The 18,755-nt window shown below is 50.6% G+C and carries 17 protein-coding genes; 13 read left to right on the top strand and 4 right to left on the bottom strand.

Going from position 1 to position 18,755, the window contains the following annotated elements:
- The first annotated feature begins 69 nt into the window (after nt 1-69).
- Together CLFS41_RS21300 and CLFS41_RS21295 are read left to right on the top strand one after the other, a co-directional pair.
- Nucleotides 70-459, top strand: coding sequence for a BlaI/MecI/CopY family transcriptional regulator (locus tag CLFS41_RS21300; protein WP_045093390.1), 390 nt, complete (start codon nt 70-72; stop codon nt 457-459).
- Nucleotides 456-2,576, top strand: coding sequence for a M56 family metallopeptidase (locus tag CLFS41_RS21295; protein ID WP_045093389.1), 2,121 nt, complete (start codon nt 456-458; stop codon nt 2,574-2,576). The genes CLFS41_RS21300 and CLFS41_RS21295 overlap by 4 nt, the downstream gene beginning before the upstream one ends.
- Here CLFS41_RS21295 and CLFS41_RS21290 read toward each other — a convergent pair.
- Nucleotides 2,551-3,378 carry a metallophosphoesterase gene (locus CLFS41_RS21290; protein ID WP_007863586.1) on the bottom strand — a complete coding sequence of 276 codons (828 nt, stop codon included), beginning with the start codon at nt 3,376-3,378 and terminating at the stop codon, nt 2,551-2,553. The two genes, CLFS41_RS21295 and CLFS41_RS21290, sit on opposite strands and share 26 nt — an antisense overlap.
- A 91-nt stretch (nt 3,379-3,469) precedes the next feature.
- Nucleotides 3,470-3,856 carry a hypothetical protein gene (locus tag CLFS41_RS29880; RefSeq protein WP_152649060.1) on the bottom strand — a complete coding sequence of 129 codons (387 nt, stop codon included), beginning with the start codon at nt 3,854-3,856 and terminating at the stop codon, nt 3,470-3,472.
- On the opposite strand from CLFS41_RS29880, the gene CLFS41_RS21285 reads away from it, so the two are divergent.
- Complete coding sequence (locus tag CLFS41_RS21285) at nt 3,840-4,106, top strand: acylphosphatase (protein ID WP_007863589.1); 267 nt, start codon at nt 3,840-3,842, stop codon at nt 4,104-4,106. The two genes, CLFS41_RS29880 and CLFS41_RS21285, sit on opposite strands and share 17 nt — an antisense overlap.
- 46 nt (nt 4,107-4,152) lie before the next feature.
- Nucleotides 4,153-5,004, top strand: coding sequence for a YihY/virulence factor BrkB family protein (locus CLFS41_RS21280; RefSeq protein ID WP_007863590.1), 852 nt, complete (start codon nt 4,153-4,155; stop codon nt 5,002-5,004).
- On the opposite strand, the gene CLFS41_RS21275 is transcribed toward CLFS41_RS21280, so the two are convergent.
- On the bottom strand, nt 4,946-5,851 hold the full coding sequence (locus tag CLFS41_RS21275) for a LysR family transcriptional regulator (RefSeq protein WP_007863592.1): 906 nt from the start codon (nt 5,849-5,851) through the stop codon (nt 4,946-4,948). The two genes, CLFS41_RS21280 and CLFS41_RS21275, sit on opposite strands and share 59 nt — an antisense overlap.
- A 191-nt stretch (nt 5,852-6,042) precedes the next feature.
- Here CLFS41_RS21275 and CLFS41_RS21270 point away from each other — a divergent pair, with 191 nt between their 5' ends.
- The 5 genes from CLFS41_RS21270 to CLFS41_RS30485 all read left to right on the top strand — a co-directional run bounded on the left by CLFS41_RS21270 (nt 6,043) and on the right by CLFS41_RS30485 (nt 12,526).
- The gene (locus CLFS41_RS21270) at nt 6,043-7,785 is read left to right on the top strand and encodes an ABC transporter ATP-binding protein (RefSeq protein WP_045093449.1); all 1,743 of its coding nucleotides are present in this window, start codon (nt 6,043-6,045) and stop codon (nt 7,783-7,785) included.
- Complete coding sequence (locus CLFS41_RS21265) at nt 7,775-9,544, top strand: ABC transporter ATP-binding protein (protein WP_045093388.1); 1,770 nt, start codon at nt 7,775-7,777, stop codon at nt 9,542-9,544. Before CLFS41_RS21270 ends, CLFS41_RS21265 begins: the two co-directional genes overlap by 11 nt.
- A gap of 279 nt (nt 9,545-9,823) precedes the next feature.
- Nucleotides 9,824-11,170, top strand: coding sequence for a hemolysin family protein (locus CLFS41_RS21260; protein ID WP_007863598.1), 1,347 nt, complete (start codon nt 9,824-9,826; stop codon nt 11,168-11,170).
- A 27-nt stretch (nt 11,171-11,197) separates the two neighbouring features.
- Complete coding sequence (locus CLFS41_RS21255) at nt 11,198-12,346, top strand: sodium ion-translocating decarboxylase subunit beta (protein WP_007863600.1); 1,149 nt, start codon at nt 11,198-11,200, stop codon at nt 12,344-12,346.
- A gap of 42 nt (nt 12,347-12,388) precedes the next feature.
- Complete coding sequence (locus tag CLFS41_RS30485; protein ID WP_007863603.1) at nt 12,389-12,526, top strand: OadG-related small transporter subunit; 138 nt, start codon at nt 12,389-12,391, stop codon at nt 12,524-12,526.
- 171 nt (nt 12,527-12,697) lie between these two features.
- On the opposite strand, the gene CLFS41_RS21250 is transcribed toward CLFS41_RS30485, so the two are convergent.
- Complete coding sequence (locus CLFS41_RS21250) at nt 12,698-14,128, bottom strand: alanine/glycine:cation symporter family protein (protein WP_045093387.1); 1,431 nt, start codon at nt 14,126-14,128, stop codon at nt 12,698-12,700.
- 488 nt (nt 14,129-14,616) lie between these two features.
- On the opposite strand from CLFS41_RS21250, the gene CLFS41_RS21245 reads away from it, so the two are divergent.
- The 4 genes from CLFS41_RS21245 (at nt 14,617) to CLFS41_RS21230 (ending at nt 18,710) form a co-directional block, all read left to right on the top strand.
- Complete coding sequence (locus tag CLFS41_RS21245; RefSeq protein ID WP_045093386.1) at nt 14,617-15,279, top strand: helix-turn-helix transcriptional regulator; 663 nt, start codon at nt 14,617-14,619, stop codon at nt 15,277-15,279.
- Nucleotides 15,280-15,424: 145 nt separating this feature from the next.
- On the top strand, nt 15,425-16,186 hold the full coding sequence (locus CLFS41_RS21240) for an SDR family oxidoreductase (protein WP_045093385.1): 762 nt from the start codon (nt 15,425-15,427) through the stop codon (nt 16,184-16,186).
- A gap of 21 nt (nt 16,187-16,207) precedes the next feature.
- Complete coding sequence (locus CLFS41_RS21235) at nt 16,208-17,704, top strand: sugar ABC transporter ATP-binding protein (RefSeq protein ID WP_045093384.1); 1,497 nt, start codon at nt 16,208-16,210, stop codon at nt 17,702-17,704.
- 52 nt (nt 17,705-17,756) lie between these two features.
- The gene (locus CLFS41_RS21230; protein WP_007863610.1) at nt 17,757-18,710 is read left to right on the top strand and encodes an ABC transporter permease; all 954 of its coding nucleotides are present in this window, start codon (nt 17,757-17,759) and stop codon (nt 18,708-18,710) included.
- The last annotated feature ends 45 nt before the right edge of the window (nt 18,711-18,755 follow it).

Below are 18,755 nucleotides of genomic sequence, written 5' to 3'. Positions count from 1 at the left end.
CTGCATGATAATATTTAAGTAGACGTATGTATACCTTGCCGAACAGGCAAAAGACCGGAGGTGTTTGGAATGACAGGAAAGGAAAAGGTCAATCTGTCCGATGGCGAATGGAAGATCATGAACCTGCTGTGGGAGGAACCGCCCCAGACGATCATGAATCTCACCAGGGCCCTTAAGGGCGATAAAGGATGGAGTAAGAATACGGTGATCACCATGCTGAACCGCATGGAGGCAAAGGGCGCCGTGCGCCATGAGGAGGGGGAACGGGCGAAACTGTTTTATCCTGCCATTGACAGGACGGACGCGGCTTTGCAGGAAACCAGGGGATTTTTAGAGAGGGTCTATGAGGGAAGCGTGAGCTTGATGGTGGATGCCATGGCTTCCTCCAAGGCCCTTTCCAAACAGGAGATTGAGGAGCTTTACGAGATCCTCAGAAAAGCAGAGGAGGGAGCGCCATGACAGAGGTCCTGATTTCTTCTTCCGCACTGATCCTGGCTGTCTGCCTCCTGCGCTTTTTACTGCAAAACAGGATCAGCATGAAGATCCGCTATGGCCTTTGGGGACTGGCCGCCCTCCGGCTCATACTGCCCATGTTCTATCCCCTGCAGAAGCTGACGGATGTGTTCCGGTCCAGGTTCAGCGTGATGAATGCGGCCCAGACCGTGAGACAGAACATGATTGCCCAGACAGATCTTAAGTATCTGGCTGACAATGTTGCCACGGGCCATGTTTACCACTTTGATGCTGCGGACGGGGCTGTCACCCTGGCCCAAAGGGCAGCGGGCATTGACTGGCAGCTTTGGATCATGGTGGTATGGGTTGTGGGAGCGCTGGTCCTGGGGGCATGGATGACGGTTGTAAACATCCGGTTTTACAGGATGCTGGTGAGCAAAAGGAAGATATTCCATGGGAAGACACCGGGCTTTGTGACAGAACGCATCTATACTGTGGAGGGGATGGTATCCCCCTGCTATTTTGGCCTGGGAACGGATGAGGCCATCTACCTTCCCCGGTCCATTGAAGGTGATGAGGAGAAGCTGCGCCATGCCCTGGCTCATGAGACCTGCCATGCTGCCCACGGGGACCGCTTTTGGGGCATTCTCAGATGTGTCCTGCTGTGTTACTATTGGGTGAATCCGCTGGTATGGGCAGCAGCCATTTTGTCAAAGAGAGATTGTGAGCTGGCATGCGATGAGGCGGCTGTAAGGCTGTTGGGGGAAGAGGAGCGGTATGCATACGGAAGAACCCTGGTAAGCCTGATCGCCCAAAACGGTGATAGGAAAAGCCTGTTTTCAGCCGCTACTACCATGACAGGAGGGAAACACACTGTCAGGGAGAGGATCCATGTGCTGGCCAGGCATCCAAGAACCACCAGGCTCATGGCGGGCGTGGTGGTGCTGATGGTGGCAGTGCTTGGAGCATGTACATTTACTGGAAACCTGGAGGAGACATCCTCAGGTGAAAACCAGGATGCAGTGGCAGGCAGTCTTTTGGAACAGCCGGGGGATGAAGCCGCCGGCGAAAGCCGGCCCCCTGTGGACAGCGAAAGCCGTCTTTTAGAGGAGACTGCCGGGGAAATACCCCGGGTCCCTGTGGGGGAAGGCGATATGCTGGCTCTTATTAAGACGGAGCTGTGGGGGAATTACTACCAGCTGACAATGGAACGCAGGGATGCCGGGACCGGTGAAGTTCTGCCCATCTCCTATGACAACGGGGGCACGGTTCAGGTGACGGCCTATGAGGATAGGGAGGGAACAAAGCTGTCCGGGGACGGGAAACCTGACCAGGGATACGGATATGCTCAGAGCGGGACCGAAGTATTTGTCATCAGTTTCTGGAACACGGAACAGGCCGGTTCCATCCGGATATCCATTACCCAGGATGGAAAGAGCGTGGATTATCTGTTTGTGACAAAGGACAGGGAGCTGCTGAAGGCATATACATCCAGCCAGGTGATCCATGGCCCTGACGACACACAGGCATCCCTGGCATCGGCACAGCTGTATCCTAATGCGGTCTGGCTGCGTCTTTTAGGATCTGATGAGCAGGAAGCGGCGGATCTTGGCGATAATCAAAGGATCCTGCTGACCCTGGACCGGGCCGAAGATAAGGAAAACATGATTGATCCCCAGGTGCAGAGCAGGTCGGGAAGGGTGATCGATGTACTGTATTGTTTTGATGAGGATTTGTTCCCGGAAGCGGCGGTGGAGGATATTGCGGTGATGGAGGAGTCCGGGGCCCGCGGGGTTGCCACAAGGCTGGATGACAGCCAGACCTCCCTTGCCGTGTATGAAACTGCAAGAAAGTTCTGTGAGGCTTATATGGCGGGTGACAGAAAAAACGCGGCAAGGTACAGTTCTTTTCCTGAAAGGGAACTTTCAGATTCAGTTCCCATGGATGATTCAAAACCCGCGGACCTGACGATCCGCTGGGATCCGCAGCTGAAGGAGGTATACGCAGAGGCGGTATACCGGTTTTATGCAAAGGGCGAGGAGGACAGCTATACCTATCTGAACCTGGAACTGAAAAAGGCCTATGGGGAATGGAAGGTTACGTGGAAGGGCTTTGAAAAATAGGCTGGGGCCTGATGTCTATGATCACCAGTTCCGGAGGATTGTAAATGCGCGGAATATGGTTCAGGCACAGGCCGCGGCTGACGATCATGGAAGTGCTGCCCAGCTGGTATTGGCCGCCGGCAAAGGGGGGAAAGAAGCCCTGATGAGGGGCCAAAAGTCCATTGACCAGGCCCGGAATGCGTACCTGTCCTCCGTGGGCATGGCCGGATACAACAAGGTCAAAGCCGCTGTCTCTGTAGTATTTGGTCAATTCAGGCCGGTGGGACAGCAAGATGGAATAGATGTGGTCATCTGTGTGGGAACAGCAGTGCCAGAACTGTTCCTTCCAGCGTCTGTCAAGCCGTACCGCATGATGGGAATTGGTGTAGGCGTGAGGGTCATCCACCCCGCCGATCAACAGCGCCTGGTTTCCCAGGGTGAGCCGGGCAGTGGTTCCGGACAGGACAGTCACGCCATGTTCCGTGAACATTTTACACAGGGCTGGCATTTCACCGGTCCACTGTTCGTGGTTGCCTGAGACATAAAAACAGGGATATCCCGCTTTCAGGCCTTCCAGTAATAAAAGGGTCCCGTCAATGGGCACTTTGTGGTCCGCAATATCCCCGGCCATCAGGATCAGGTCGGGACACTGGCGGCGGATGGCTTCCAGCAGTATCTCCTGGCAAGGACCGTATGTTGTACTGTGAAGGTCTGTGATCAGGGCGGCCCGCAGTGGCCTGGTGATTTTATGGGTATGTTCTGTATAACTGCGGACCGTCAGTCCGCAGTAAAATGGATTCGTTATTCTGGTTCTTTTTTTCATATTAAACCCCGGATGTTAAATAGTAAAAAGGCAGGCCGCATGCATATTCAACAGTCTATGAACCGATTGGGCGGCATATGAGTGGATTATATCACGGAACGAAAAACGGGTAAAGGAAATCATTTCCTTCTGCTTCTGAAGGACCGGATTGCCTGATGCCTTCCGTGTACAGCGGCCTAAATTCCCAAAATCGAAACATAACAAATACATCCATATAGAAGAAGGTCATTGCCTGCGGGATACGCAGAATCGGGCAATGGCTTTCTTTGGCTTGTAAAATGTAAACCGGTGCTATATAATTGATACCAAACAAATCCGGATAAAATGATGAACCGGCATTGAGCCCCGGATAAAATGGTGAACCGGCATTGAGTCCCGGATGGAAAGATGACACGGCATTGACCCGTAGGCATATCCTGCCGGGGTGCCAAAGAATGTGATGGAGTGAGGATTTTGTGAATATGATTAGAAAACACATAATATTTTCCGGACGCGTGCAGGGAGTAGGCTTTCGTTACACCTCCTGTTATTTTGCCCAGTCCCTTGGCCTGACCGGCTGGGTAAAGAATCTGTGGGACGGGGATGTGGAGATGGAGGTACAGGGGGATCCAAAGTCCGTTGCCCGTCTGGTGGAACGTCTGCATGAGGGGCGGTTTATCCGGATCGAACACATGGAGACAGAGGAGATCCCCGTGATTAAAGAGGGCAGTTTCCGGGAAATATATTAGGGCGTGGATGGATTTTCGCACACGCCCCAGGATCAGAGGAGAGTTTATGTTAGGTTTAATTGTGGCTGTGAAACGGATATACGATAAATACGCAGAGGATGAGATGACTGTGTATGCGGCTCAGGTTTCATTTTTTATTATTCTGTCCGTGGTGCCGTTTATCATGCTGCTGCTGACAGCCGTCCAGATGATACCCAGCGTCAGCAATGCACAGTTTATGGAATTGATCGTGGGACTGGTGCCCGTGGATTACAAATCCCTGGCCTTCCGTGTGGTAAACGACCTGTCCCTTAAGTCGCCGGCCACCATGATCAGTGTTACCGCCATCACGGCCTTGTGGTCTGCGGGCAGGGGAATGTTCAGTGTGGCCAGGGGACTGAACCGGGTCCATGGGCATGGGGAGAAACGGTGGTATGTGGTGAACCGTCTGATCTGTTCCGGTTATACCATTGTGTTTATACTGGTATGTATTCTTTCCCTTGGCCTTCTGGTGTTCGGTAATATGATCCAGGCCTTTCTGGTAAGCCGCTTTCCTATTGTTGCGGATGTGGTCACACACATTATCAATTTCAGGGCGCTGTGGGCCCTGATGATCCTGGTGGTCTTTTTCCTGGGAATCTACACCTTTGTGCCGGATAAAAAACTGAAGTTCAGGGAACAGATTCCGGGAGCATTGTTTTCCACCGTGGGATGGATGGGTTTTTCATTTGCATTTTCCCTGTATTTTAACCATATCGGGGGAAGAAATTATTCCTATATGTACGGAAGCCTGACCGCCATCGTGCTCCTGCTTTTATGGCTGTATTTCTGTATGTGCATCCTGTTTTTCGGGGCTGAGCTTAACTATTACTGGAAGGAACTGTTTCCAGGGGACGGTATGAGTCCCAGCCGCCGCTGAAATATGTGATGAAGTCCCGGCAGATAGCTGACATGGTCCCGTGTTTTCTGCGGATCAATGTGATATGGGAGGAAAAGCCGGGGGTTGTGATGGGTTTCAAAAGCATGCCCGGGCGGGTGCACCGGGCAATAGAAGCCGGGGTAATGGCAATTCCGATGCCCGTATCAGCCCAAGAAAGGCTGGTGCGGGCATCGTCATTGACGCACAGATAGTCCTGACGGTTATGGGGCAGCATGTGGTTCAGCACATTTTCCCAGCGCCGGTATATGATCAGGGGACAGGCGGCAAGCTGTCCCAGGCTGATGCTGTCGGCATGGGGATCGGGGAAATGTTTTGCCATTCCAACTGCCATCATGGGTTCCTCGGCCAGATAGAGGCAGTCATAGGACTCCTCTGGAAAGGGAGTTCTCACAATGGCAGCTTCGATCAGCCCCGTGTTCAGCTTGTCCATCAGCTGATAGGTATTTCCCTCATAGATACAGAAATTCACTCCGGGATGCTGGGTGCGGAACGCGGTGATCCGGTTTATAATGGCTTCTGTCTCCACTGAGGATATCATTCCAAGCCTTAAGGCGCCGTGGAGCCCGCGGCCCATCTGTTCCAGCTCCTGGCGGGCGGCCCCGGTCATGTCCAGTATGCCCTGGGCCCTGTCATAGAAAAGTTTTCCCGCCTCGGTGAGGATAATGGAACGGGAGCCGCGCTGAAACAGTGTGACGCCCAGTTCCTCCTCCAGCAGTTTCATCTGGGTGCTCAGCGGGGGCTGGGATATGTGAAGGGATTTGGCAGCAGCTGAAATGCTTCCTTCATTTACAATGGTAATAAAATATTCCATTTGCTTTAGATTCATGTCACCGCCTCCTATATGAAAAAGATATATTACATATATTAAAACAATATTTTTAATATGGTTATTCCTATGATATAATACCAGACAGTGCAAAAAATGGCAATATGCAAAAAAGCAATGTATGAAACATGACAATGGCCGCAGGAACCAGGAAGATACAGCGCAGATATGCGGCAGAATGGAGTTTGAGTATGAAACGATTGTTGGGTTATATGGGGGAATATAAAAAGGAGAGTATCCTGGGTCCCCTGTTTAAGATGCTGGAGGCCAGCTTTGAGCTGTTTGTGCCTCTTGTGGTCGCCAGTATGGTGGATGTGGGGATCAAGAACCATGATAATGCCTATATTCTTAAGATGGGCGGACTCCTTCTTTTGCTGGCTCTGATTGGGCTGGCCTGTTCCCTGACCGCCCAGTATTTTGCCGCAAAAGCCGCCACCGGCATGGCCACAGCCCTGAGGAACGACCTGTTTGCCCATATAGGCGGTTTGTCCTATGGGGAGATCGATTCCGTGGGCACCTCCACCATGATCACCAGGATGACCAGCGATATCAATCAGGTACAGAACGGAGTCAATATGACCCTGCGCCTGCTGCTGCGTTCCCCCTTTGTGGTGTTTGGGGCAATGGTCATGGCTTTCACAGTAGATGTCCGGTCCGCCATGGTCTTTGTGGTGACGATCCCGGTGCTCTGCGTGGTGGTATTTGGGATCATGCTGGTGAGTATGCCCCTTTACCGGTCCGTACAAAGACAGCTGGACAAGGTACTGCTCACCACAAGGGAAAACCTGATGGGGGTCAGGGTCATCCGTGCCTTTAACCGCCAGAGAAGTGAGACTGAGAAGTTTGAGGGGGAAAATGACCAGCTGGTAAAGATGCAGGTTTTTGTGGGAAAAATATCCGCCCTATTAAATCCCGTTACCTATGTGATCATCAATGTGGCTGTGGTGGCCGTCATCTGGGTAGGAGCGCAGCAGGTGGAGGGCGGCATCATTACCCAGGGCAAGGTCATTGCCCTGGTCAATTACATGTCGCAGATCCTGGTGGAACTGATCAAGATGGCGAACCTGATCATTTTGATCTCCAAGGCAATTGCCTGTATGAACCGGGTGGATGGGATCTTCCAGGTAAAGACCAGTATCCGGGAAAAGGAAAATGCTGTGAATATGGGAAATGCCGGAACCCCCAAGGTGGAATTCAAAAACATGAGTTTTCGATACGGCAAGGCCAACGCGGAGGCCCTGTCCCATATTTCCTTTCAGGCCATGGGCGGACAGACCATAGGAGTGATCGGCGGAACCGGCGCGGGAAAGACCACGCTGGTAAACCTGATCCCCAGGTTCTATGATGCCTCAGACGGGCAGGTATTGGTGGACGGCGTGGATGTAAGGGATTACTCCCTGGCCGCACTGCGCTCAAAGATCGGCATGGTGCCCCAGCGCTCCGTTCTGTTTAAGGGAACCCTGAGGGACAATATGAAATGGGGCAGGCTGGATGCCTCTGACCAGGAGATATTCAGGGCGCTGGATGTGGCCCAGGCCAGGGAGTTTGTGGAGGAAAAGGAACAGGGGCTGGATCTGCATATTGACCAGGAGGGCAGGAACCTGTCCGGCGGACAGCGGCAGCGCCTTACCATTGCAAGGGCACTGGTCCGCGAACCTGAGATACTGATCATGGACGACAGCGCATCCGCCCTGGATTTTGCGACAGATGCCAGGCTGAGAAAGGCCATCAGGGAGGGGACAAAGGACATGACCGTGTTTATTGTATCCCAGCGTGCCACCACCATAAAACAGGCGGACCTGATCCTGGTGCTGGATGACGGGCATCTGGCTGGAATAGGAAGCCACAGGGAATTGTTGAGATCATGTGAGGTGTACAGGGAGATCTGCCTGTCACAGCTTTCAAAGGAGGAGGTGGAACGGGATGAGCAGTAAGACAAAAGCATTGGATAAAAGCAGGAGCATGGACACCCTGAAACGCATCCTTTCCTGCATTGCACAATACAAATGGGGCGTTATGCTGTCACTGTTCCTGGCACTGATAACCGTTGCCCTCACCCTGTACGTCCCCATACTCACAGGGCGGGCGGTAGACCAGATCGTGAGCACAGGCCATGTGAACTTCTCAGGGCTTACAACTATCCTGTGGAAAATCCTGGGAGCCGTAGGCCTGACCGCTGTGGCGCAGTGGATGATGAACCATATCAACAATACCATCACTTACAAGGTGGTGAAGGATATCCGAACCAGGGCCTTCAACCATTTGGAGATCCTTCCTCTCAGCTATATTGATTCCCATCCGTCAGGAGATATCATCAGCCGGATCATTGCGGACATTGACCAGTTCTCGGAAGGTCTGCTCATGGGATTTACCCAGCTGTTCACAGGCGTGCTCACCATTGTGGGAACCTTGTTATTTATGCTCTCCATTCACCCGGCCATTACCCTGGTGGTGGTCCTTCTGACCCCTATCTCCCTATTTGTGGCCAGCTTTATAGCAAAGAGGACCTTTGTTATGTTCAGGCATCAGTCCGTGACCAGGGGAGAACTTACGGCATTGACAGACGAGATGCTTGGAAATATGAAGGTGGTTCAGGCATTTGGTTATCAGAAGGAGGCCCAGCGTAAATTCGAGGAGATCAATAACCGCCTGGCCGGGTACAGCCTGCGGGCCACCTTTTTCTCCTCCATCACCAATCCGGCCACCCGGTTTGTCAACAGTACGGTGTACGCCGCAGTGGGGATCACAGGGGCGTATGCCGCGATCCGGGGATTCATGACAGTGGGGCAGCTGACCAGTTTTCTAAGTTACGCAAACCAGTATACAAAGCCGTTTAATGAGATATCCGGCGTGGTGACGGAACTTCAGAACGCTTTGGCTTCCGCTGCCCGTGTCTTTGAGCTGATCGATGAAAAAGCGATCCTGGCAGATAAGCCGGATGCAGTGGAACTGGAACAGGTGGACGGAAGGGTGGAGCTGGAGCATGTGGATTTTTCCTATACCCCTGACAGGAAGCTGATAGAGGACTTTAACCTTCTGGTAGAGCCGGGCCGGCGGGTTGCCATCGTAGGCCCCACGGGCTGCGGTAAGACCACGATCATCAATCTTTTGATGCGTTTTTATGATGTAAACAGCGGCGTCATCCGGGTGGAGGGAGAGGATATCCGGGATGTGACCAGGAAAAGCCTGAGGACCAATTACGGCATGGTGCTTCAGGAAACCTGGCTGAAATCCGGCACCATCCGTGAGAATATAGCATACGGGAGGCCGGATGCCACAGAGGATGAAGTCATCCAGGCAGCAAAGGAAGCCCACGCCCATGGATTCATCACCAGAATGCCGGAGGGATATGACACGGTCATAAGGGAGGACGGAGGAAATCTGTCCCAGGGCCAGAAACAGCTGCTCTGCATTGCCAGAGTCATGCTTTGCCTGCCGCCCATGCTGATACTGGATGAAGCCACCTCCTCCATTGATACCAGAACAGAGATCAGGGTACAGAAAGCATTTGCCAGAATGATGGAAGGGCGCACCAGCTTTATCGTAGCCCACCGCTTATCCACCATCAGGGAAGCGGACGTGATCCTGGTCATGCGTGACGGCCATATTGTGGAAAAGGGCAGGCATGAAGAACTGCTGGAGAAAAATGGTTTTTATGCAGAGATATACAACAGCCAATTTGCCCGTGCATAGCCCGATATCAGGAGCAAGGAAGCGGCCGGCCGCGGGTTTGGGCGCCGGCCTCTTGTCTTTAGCCGGTTACCGGCGCCTTAGACCTGACGGCCCCGCGGCCGTATCCGCCGCCCCATCCCCATTCCCTTCACGAACGGATACGCCATCCCCATCCCCTGCATATCCTTTTAACTCCCAATTCCAATCTTAATACAATCTTTAGCTGACAATTCACACATTTTTATGTATAATACCCTATGAAACCACTAAAAATATGAAAAAACGGAGGAATGAATTATTATGGAATCGGACCCGGAAGCGGCCAATATTATATTCCAAATCACAATCTTAGTTATCTTAACTCTTATCAATGCATTCTTTGCAGGCTCAGAGATGGCAGTTGTCTCAGTCAACAAGAACAAGATCCGCCGTCTTGCAGAGCAGGGCAACAAAAACGCAGCGCTGATCGAACGGCTGATGGAGGATTCCACAGTCTTTCTGTCCACGATCCAGGTAGCCATAACACTGGCAGGCTTTTTCTCCAGTGCATCTGCTGCAACCGGTATCGCCCAGGTACTGGCAGTGAAGATGGAAGCGTGGAACATGCCTTACAGCCAGACTCTGGCAGGCGTTGTGGTGACGCTGATCCTGGCATATTTTAACCTGGTGTTCGGCGAATTGGTGCCCAAGCGCATCGCCTTACAGAAGGCCCAGGGTTTCAGCCTTTTCTGTGTGCGCCCCATATACTACATTTCCCGAATCATGAATCCATTTATCAGACTGCTGTCCCTTTCCACCAGCGGCTTTCTTAAGTTGATCGGAATGCACAGTGAAAGCCTTGAGACCGATGTGTCTGAGGAGGAGATCAAGTCCATGCTGGAAACCGGCAGTGAGACCGGGGTGTTCAACGACATTGAGAAGGAGATGATCACATCCATCTTTTCCTTTGATGACAAGCGGGCCAAAGAAGTGATGATACCGCGCCAGGATATGGTGGCAATTGATATCAATGACCCTATGGAAGAATATATTGATGAAGTGCTGCAGTCCATGCATTCCAAGATACCTGTCTATGAAGGGGATATAGACAATATTATCGGTGTCCTTTCCATTAAAGCCCTGACCATTGAAGCCAGGAGAAAATCCTTTGACGGTCTGGATATCCGCTCCCTTCTCATGCCGCCTTGTTTTGTGCCTGAGAACCGGAGGACGGACGCCCTGTTCAGGGAAATGCAGAAGAATAAGACAAAGCTGGCGATTCTGATCGATGAATACGGCGGCGTGGCCGGTATGGTCACACTGGAGGATCTGATTGAGGAGATTGTGGGCGAGATCCACGAAGAATATGAGGAAGTGGAACCGGAGATCCTGGAGCTGGAACCGCACAGGACCTACCGGATATCAGGCAGCATTTCCCTGTTTGACCTAAAGGAGGAGATGCATCTTCACATGGACAGTTCCTGTGATACACTGTCCGGCTATCTTATGGAACAGCTGGGCTACATACCCAGCCAGGCCGAACTTCCCATCACCGTGGTTACCGGGGAGGCGGATTATGAGATAGAGGGAATGGATGAACGTGTGATCAGTTACGTGAAGATGACACTAAAGGAAGTGAAAAAAGAGGAAGAAACAGAGGAAGAATAGGAACAAAAAGCGTAGGAGGATATGAAAATGAGTTTTCTGTTAGATGGAGTCATGGCAGTTACATGGCAGCAGCTGATCATGTACGGAGTGGGGATCTGTCTGATCTGGCTGGCTGTAAAAAAGGGATATGAGCCATCCCTGCTGCTGCCCCTTGGGTTTGGTGCAATTCTTGTAAACCTTCCCTATTCAGGTGTGATCGACCAGATGGTACAGGGAAAGGTGCCCGCGGCAGGCATCATAGAATGGCTGTTTAAAACAGGAATTGAGGCATCGGAGGCAATGCCTATCCTGCTGTTTATAGGAATCGGAGCAATGATCGACTTCGGTCCGCTTTTAAGCCAGCCGGTGCTGTTTCTCTTTGGAGCCGCAGCCCAGTTTGGTATCTTTGCTGCAATCCTGATCGCCTGTATGATGGGATTTGACTTAAAGGACGCTGCATCCATTGGAATCATCGGCGCTGCAGATGGACCTACTTCCATTCTGGTGTCGCAGGTGCTGGGCTCCAGCTACATGGGTCCCATTGCAGTGGCGGCTTACTCGTACATGGCGCTGGTGCCCATTATCCAGCCCTTTGCCATCCGTCTTGTGACCACCCACAAGGAGCGCTGCATTCATATGGAGTATAATCCAAAGAGTGTGAACAAGACACTGCGTATTGCATTCCCCATTGCTGTTACCATCATTGTAGGTCTGATTTCACCCCAGTCAGTGGCTCTGGTAGGCTTTCTCATGTTCGGCAACCTGCTGAGGGAGTGCAGCGTGCTCAACAGCCTGAGTCAGGCGGCACAGAATGAGCTGGCAAACCTGATCACCCTGCTTTTGGGAATCACCATATCCTTCAGTATGCAGGCTGAGAAGTTTGTAAATGCAGCAACTCTGATGATCATGGCCCTCGGACTGGTGGCCTTTGTATTTGACACCATTGGAGGCGTGCTGTTTGCAAAGCTGGTGAACGTGTTCCTGAAGATGGCGGGCAAAAAGCCTGTAAACCCCATGATCGGCGGATGTGGGATCTCAGCATTTCCCATGTCCTCCAGAGTGGTCCAGAGAATGGCGGCTCAGGAGGAACCGGGCAATATTATCCTGATGCAGGCAGCGGGCACCAATGTATCGGGCCAGGTTGCATCGGTTATTGCAGGCGGACTTGTGATCAGTATTGTAACCCAGTATCTGTAGAACCACCGGATTTCAGGTGACTGCGACAAGGAGGAATGAAAAATGAATATGGCAAATATTGAGATTGCCCTGGAAATCATGGGGAAGGGCATGGGCGGTATCTTTGCGGCGATCATTGTCATCATGCTGGCGGTTATGGTGCTGGGAAAAGTGACAGGGAAAAAGGACAAAGAGGAATAGATAGAAGACAAAAGATAGAAGATAGAGAAGCGGAAAGCAGAAAGTAGAAAGCAGAAAAAGGGCATGAGTTCCGGCAGTTTTGCCGGGAATCATGCCCTTTTAAGCTGAAGCGACCCGCTGCAGGCGGAGAATCCTGCTCGCAGAATGCTTTATTCTATAGGACTACACATTCTAATCCTCCAACAGCGGAATGGGTGTTTCATCCTTTTCATCCAGGTGCTTCAGATAATACTTTGTGTCCTTCACGATCACATTGGATAAAAGGAGTACGGCAATGAGGTTTGGAATAGCCATCAAGGCATTCAGGGTGTCGGCAATGCTCCACACCAGCTCCAGCTGGATGATTGGCGCCGCCACCAGTACTATGGCCCAGGCCAGGCGGTAGGGGATCACGCCCCGTTTTCCCATCAGGTATTCCAGGCACCGCTCCCCGTAGTAGGACCATCCCAGAATCGTGGAGTAAGCAAAGGTGATGATACCTACGATCAGGATGGGCTGGCCGATATAAGGGATGAGACTGAATGCCGCATTGGTCAGCTCGCCGCCGGACAGGTTGGTAACGCTGATGGAATCATGGCCTATAATGCTGCTGACAAGCACCAGCCCGGTCATGAGACAGACCACCACAGTGTCCCAGAAGGTTCCGGTGGCAGATACTAGTGCCTGGCGCACCGGGTTGCGGGTCTGGGCAGCCGCTGCCACAATGGGAGCGGACCCCATACCGGATTCATTGGAGAAAAGGCCTCTGGCAATACCGTACCGGGCGGACATCATGATGCCTGAACCCACCAGACCGCCTGCAATGGACCGTACCTCAGTAAAGGCGCTGCGGAATATGACGGAAAATGTTTCCCCCAGAAATGCCCGGTTGATAAAAAGGATGATCAGGCACCCGATCACATAGAAAAAAGCCATGAAAGGCACCAGCTTTTCACATACCCGGGCAATGGACTTGACGCCCCCAAAGATGACCAGGCAGGTGATGGCACTTGTAATAAGGCCCACTGCCAGGCTTATGAGCCAGGGATATGTATCCAGCATGTTTTTCAGGCCTCCGCCGGTGATCAGTGGTTTCACATTACTGTTTACAATGCTGGAAATGGCATTGACCTGGACGCCGCACCCGATACCAAAGGAGGTAAGTGTCCCAAGGACTGCAAAGGTGATGCCCAGCCACTTCATGTTCAGCCCGCGCTCCAGGGCGTACATGGCTCCTCCCAGCATGGTGCCGTCCTTTGTGCGGACCCTGTATTTAACTGCGATCAGGGATTCGCCATATTTGGTGGCAATGCCGAATACACCGGTGAGCCAGCACCACAGGACCGCTCCCGGGCCCCCCAGGGCAATGGCTGTCCCCACTCCTATAATATTTCCCGTGCCGATGGTGGAGGCCAGGGCGGTGGTAAGTGCTGCAAACTGGCTGATATCCCCGCTGGAATCCGGATCCCTTGTCACGGAAAGCCTGATGCCTGTAAAGGTCTTCCTTTGAATGAACCCTGTACGGATCGTGAGATAGAGATGTGTTCCAAATAGAAGAGCAATCATGGGAATTCCCCAAAGGTATGCATTGACGGTCTCCACAATGGTGCTGAACAATTCCATGTTAAAATCCCCCGTTTCCTGAAACAATAATACTACTAATTTAGCACAGCAATATATAAAAAGCAAGATAATAAGGTTTTTGGATGTAAAAGGGATATGAAACAGAAAATAATATGGTAAAATTCAATAAAACCAAAAAAATAGTATATGGCCAGGCGGCTGATCGGAAAAGCAGGGTAGGTGCGTCAAAAAAAGGAGGGGGGTTGATTCGCGCTGTGATATTAGGTACAATAGGAAGGAAACCTGACTTTTTGTAAGATTTTATATGTTATGTATTGTGATCACCAGCATTGCAGATGATAGTCAGAAAGGAGAGAAAAAGACAAAAAGTTTTGCAACTTGTTTTGAATTAAAGAATAATAGTGAAATATGCACAAGTAAGAGATTGATAATTTTTGCATAAGCAACAAAAACACAATAATCTTACAAAAAGTCTTTACGGCAGACAAAAAGTATGCTAATATACAATCAGAAAAGGAAACAGAGATATGAAAGAGTTGAAAGATGAAAAAAAGTTTTTAACACAGCTAATGGACATGCTGGAGCAGCAGCTGGGTCCATATACGGAGGTGGTCCTGCATGATCTGAAAAAGGACTATGCCAATACCATAGTGGATATACGAAACGGCCATATAACCGGCCGCCAGGTAGGCGGCACGGGGAGCAACCTGGGCCTGGAAGTCCTGCAGGGCACTGTGAAGGACGGAAATCGTTTCAATTATATCACCCAGTTAAAGGACAACCGGATATTGAGATCCTCCTCGCTGTACATCAAAGATGAGGAGGAGAACCTGATCGGATGCCTTTGCGTAAATACGGATATTACGGAAAGCGTCAAGCTGGAAAGCTATCTGAAAGACATGAACCACTATGATATCAATGCAACTGACAAACAGGAAGTATTTGTAACGGAAGTAAATCAGTTATTGGAATATCTTCTTCAGGAAGGCCAGAAGCTGGTGGGTAAGCCTGCAGGCGTTATGAATAGGGAAGAAAAGCTCCAGTTCCTGAAATATCTGAACGATAAGGGAGCATTTCTCATAACAAAATCAGGAGAGCGTATACAGACATTTCTGGGAATATCCAAATACACCATGTACGCCTATCTGGATATGATCAAAAAGGAAGAAGCAGGAACAAAAACTGAATAAGTGGGCAGCTCGTTAACTGGTAGCACAATAAAATACACCGGAGTGGATTCTTTTTCAGGGATTTGAAGAAGGTGTATTTTTTGTACCCTGAATTAGGGGAAATTTATAAAAAAGATCCATACATATTAAAAATCAGGAGGAAAACATGAAAAAACTGGAGGGAAAAATTACTGTTATGACGGGAGCCGGCTGCGGATACGGGATGAGCAGCGGTTTCCCTGCTATATTTGCAAAGGAGGGCTCAAACCTTGTACTGAACCATTTTAAGCAGGACCCGGAGGGAATGAAAAAGTTTAAGGAAAGCCTGGAAGCCTGTGGGGTCAGGGTGGTGCTGGTGGAAGGAGATATTTCGGAAGAAGAGGTGGCCAAAAGGCTGATCGACACCGCAGTGGCGGAATTTGGACGTATTGATGTGCTGATCAACTGCGCCGGCATATCCAATCCCAAACTTCTCACAGAGATTACAACACAGGAGTGGAACCGCATGCTGGCAGTGGATCTCACAAGCAATTATTTTACATGCAAATATGCGGTGCCGGTTATGATCAAACAGAACTTTGGAAGGATCATCAATCTGGCATCCCAGGTAGGACAGAAGGGAAGCGTGGAGCACTGTCATTACGCTGCTGCAAAGGCAGGTGTGATCGGTTTTACCAAATCCCTTGCACGGGAAGTGGGGAAATACAATATTACGGCAAATTGTATTGCGCCTGGGCCCATAGAGACGCAGCTAATGGGTGTGGTCAGCGATGAGTGGAGAAAGAACAAGGAGGCGGAGCTGGTGCTGCCAAGGTTTGGTGAGTTGGAAGAAATCCTGCCAACCGCAGTGTTCCTGGCAGCAGAGCCGGATGGCAACCTCTATACAGGGCAGACCCTGGGGCCGAATCTGGGGGATGTAATGTATTAAACAGATGACAGGAGAATGTAAATGGGAGAGTATTTACTGGAAACACAGGGGATTTCTAAATCATTCAGTACAGTTAAGGTGTTGGAGGATATCAATCTTAAAATAAGGAAAGGGGAGATCCATGCGCTGTTAGGTGAAAACGGCGCAGGAAAATCAACCCTAATGAAGATCCTCACAGGTGTGTTGGAGGCTGACAAAGGCACGATTCTTTACAGGGGAAAGCCGTTAAAGATTGTCCATCCAAGGGAAATCCATGGGTATGGAATTGGTATTGTTTATCAGGAGTTTAATCTTCTTCCGGACCTGACGGTTGCTGAAAACATTTTCATAGGGCGTGAACCACAGATGTCCTTAAAAGGATTTATCAATGACTCTAAGTTAAATAAGGAGGCTGCCCAGCTTTTGGAAAGGCTGAACTGTTCTTCCATTTCCCCCACTCGCAAGGTGGGGACCCTAAGCGTGGCGGAACAGCAGATGGTTGAGATCGCAAAGGCCTTATCCTCCAACTGTGAACTGCTTATCATGGATGAACCCACGGCAGCGCTGACTGATTCAGAGATTGATATACTGTTTGATATTGTAAGAAAATTGAAACATGAGGGGGTTGCCATTATTTACATATCCCACAGGATGAGCGACCTGGATGCCATTGTGGACAGGGTGACGGTGCTGCGGGACGGAAAGCTGATATCGGAGCATGAATATGACAGCTCCATTAAGGATCTCCTGATCCAGGAAATGGTGGGACGTGAACTGACCCAGAAGTTCCCTCCAAGGCCGGATTACAAAAGAGGAAAGAAAACACTGGAGGTACAGGGCCTGAATATTGCAAATACCCTGTACGACATTAACTTTGATGCATACGAGGGGGAAATCCTTGGCATCGCGGGCCTGATGGGGGCTGGACGGACAGAACTTGCCAGGGCAATCTTTGGGGCCGACAAAATCGATTCAGGAGAAATCAGGATCAATGGAACTGTGAAACACATTACATCACCGTATAAGGCGATCTCTGAGGGCGTGGGATATATAACAGAGGACCGAAAAAAAGACGGACTTATGCTGGAGCAGACCCTGCGCGGCAATATATCCATTGCCAGCCTTGATAAGTTTTGTAAGGGCGGTTTTGTCAAGGATGGCCTGGTGGATGAGGCAGTGGAACAGTATATCCGCAAAATGAGAATCAAGACCAGAGGGATGGACCAGCTGGTAAAAACATTGTCAGGGGGAAACCAGCAAAAGGTGGTTGTGGCAAAATGGCTTTGCAGGGAGTCGGAGATCCTGATCCTGGACGAGCCCACAAGAGGGATCGATGTCAATGCCAAATATGAGATTTACGAGCTTATGTACCAGCTGGTTCTGCAAGGGGTGACAATCATCATGATATCCTCGGAACTTCCTGAAGTTATTGGGATGAGCGACCGGGTTCTGGTTATGTGTGAGGGAAGAATGACCGGAGAGCTGGGCAGGGAGGAACTGGAGCAGGACAGGATACTGAAGTATGCGATGGCTCATTAAATGGCTGATTCTATGGCTCATTAAATGAAAATAAAGGATTGAGGTAGGCTATATGGGTGAGAAACGTCAAAAGAAGAATATAAATACACAGATAATTTTTACAATGATGGGGCTTTTGATATTGTGTATATTTTTTTCAGTCACAACAAAAAGTTTCCTGACGCAGAGAAACCTGCTTAACATTGCCACACAGACATCAGTAGCGGTCATTGTTGCCATTGCAGAAACATACATCATTGCCAGCGGCTGTATTGACCTGTCGGTTGGCTCAGGGGTGGCTTTTTCCGGTCTTGTGGTGGCGTCTGCCATGAAAGCCGGAATACCGGTTCCCATTGCCATGATCCTGGCCCTTGGCATGGGTATGGCATTGGGCGCATTTAACGCGTTTGTCATCACCGTGCTTGGGATCGTCCCCTTTATAGCCACCTTGGGGACTAACAGCATTTTCCGCGGTATTGTCCTTGTGATCATGGACGGTGTTCCCATGTCGGGCCTGAAATCAGAGTTTACCTGGATTGGTTCGGGGAAATTATGGGGATGGCTGCCGTGGGCGGTTATATTCATGGCGGTCATCGCGGTGGTCATGGCCATCTTGCTTAAGAAAAGTAAGTTTGGCCGTTATGTGTACGCAATTGGAAGCAACGAACAGGCGGCTTATCTTTCCGGTATACCGGTAAATAAGATTAAAGTGATGAATTATGTGATCAGCGGCGCCTTGGTGGCATTTGCGGGAATGCTTCTGGCGGCAAGGGTTTCCTCGGCAGCTCCCACGGCAGGGGACCTGTACGAAACCAATGCCATCGCCGCCTCGGTTATAGGCGGGGCAACCTTATCCGGAGGAAAGGGAAGCATAGCCGGGACGATTGTAGGAGCGTTTATCATTGGCGTGCTCAGCAATGGGCTGAACCTGATCGGGCTGAATTATTTCTGGCAGCAGGTGGCCATTGGCGTGGTTATCATATCGGCAGTGTTCCTGGAAGTGGTGCGGGAGCGTTTGAAAAAGTAGGAGTTGCTGTATCAACGCAGCAAAAATATAGATGCAAAGGAGAAG

Source organism: Clostridium sp. FS41, assembly GCF_000954015.1.
Classification (GTDB): Bacteria; Bacillota; Clostridia; order Lachnospirales; family Lachnospiraceae; genus Enterocloster; species Enterocloster citroniae.
Note: the sequence above shows the minus strand (reverse complement) of the source record. Positions and strands in the feature narration are given on the sequence as shown.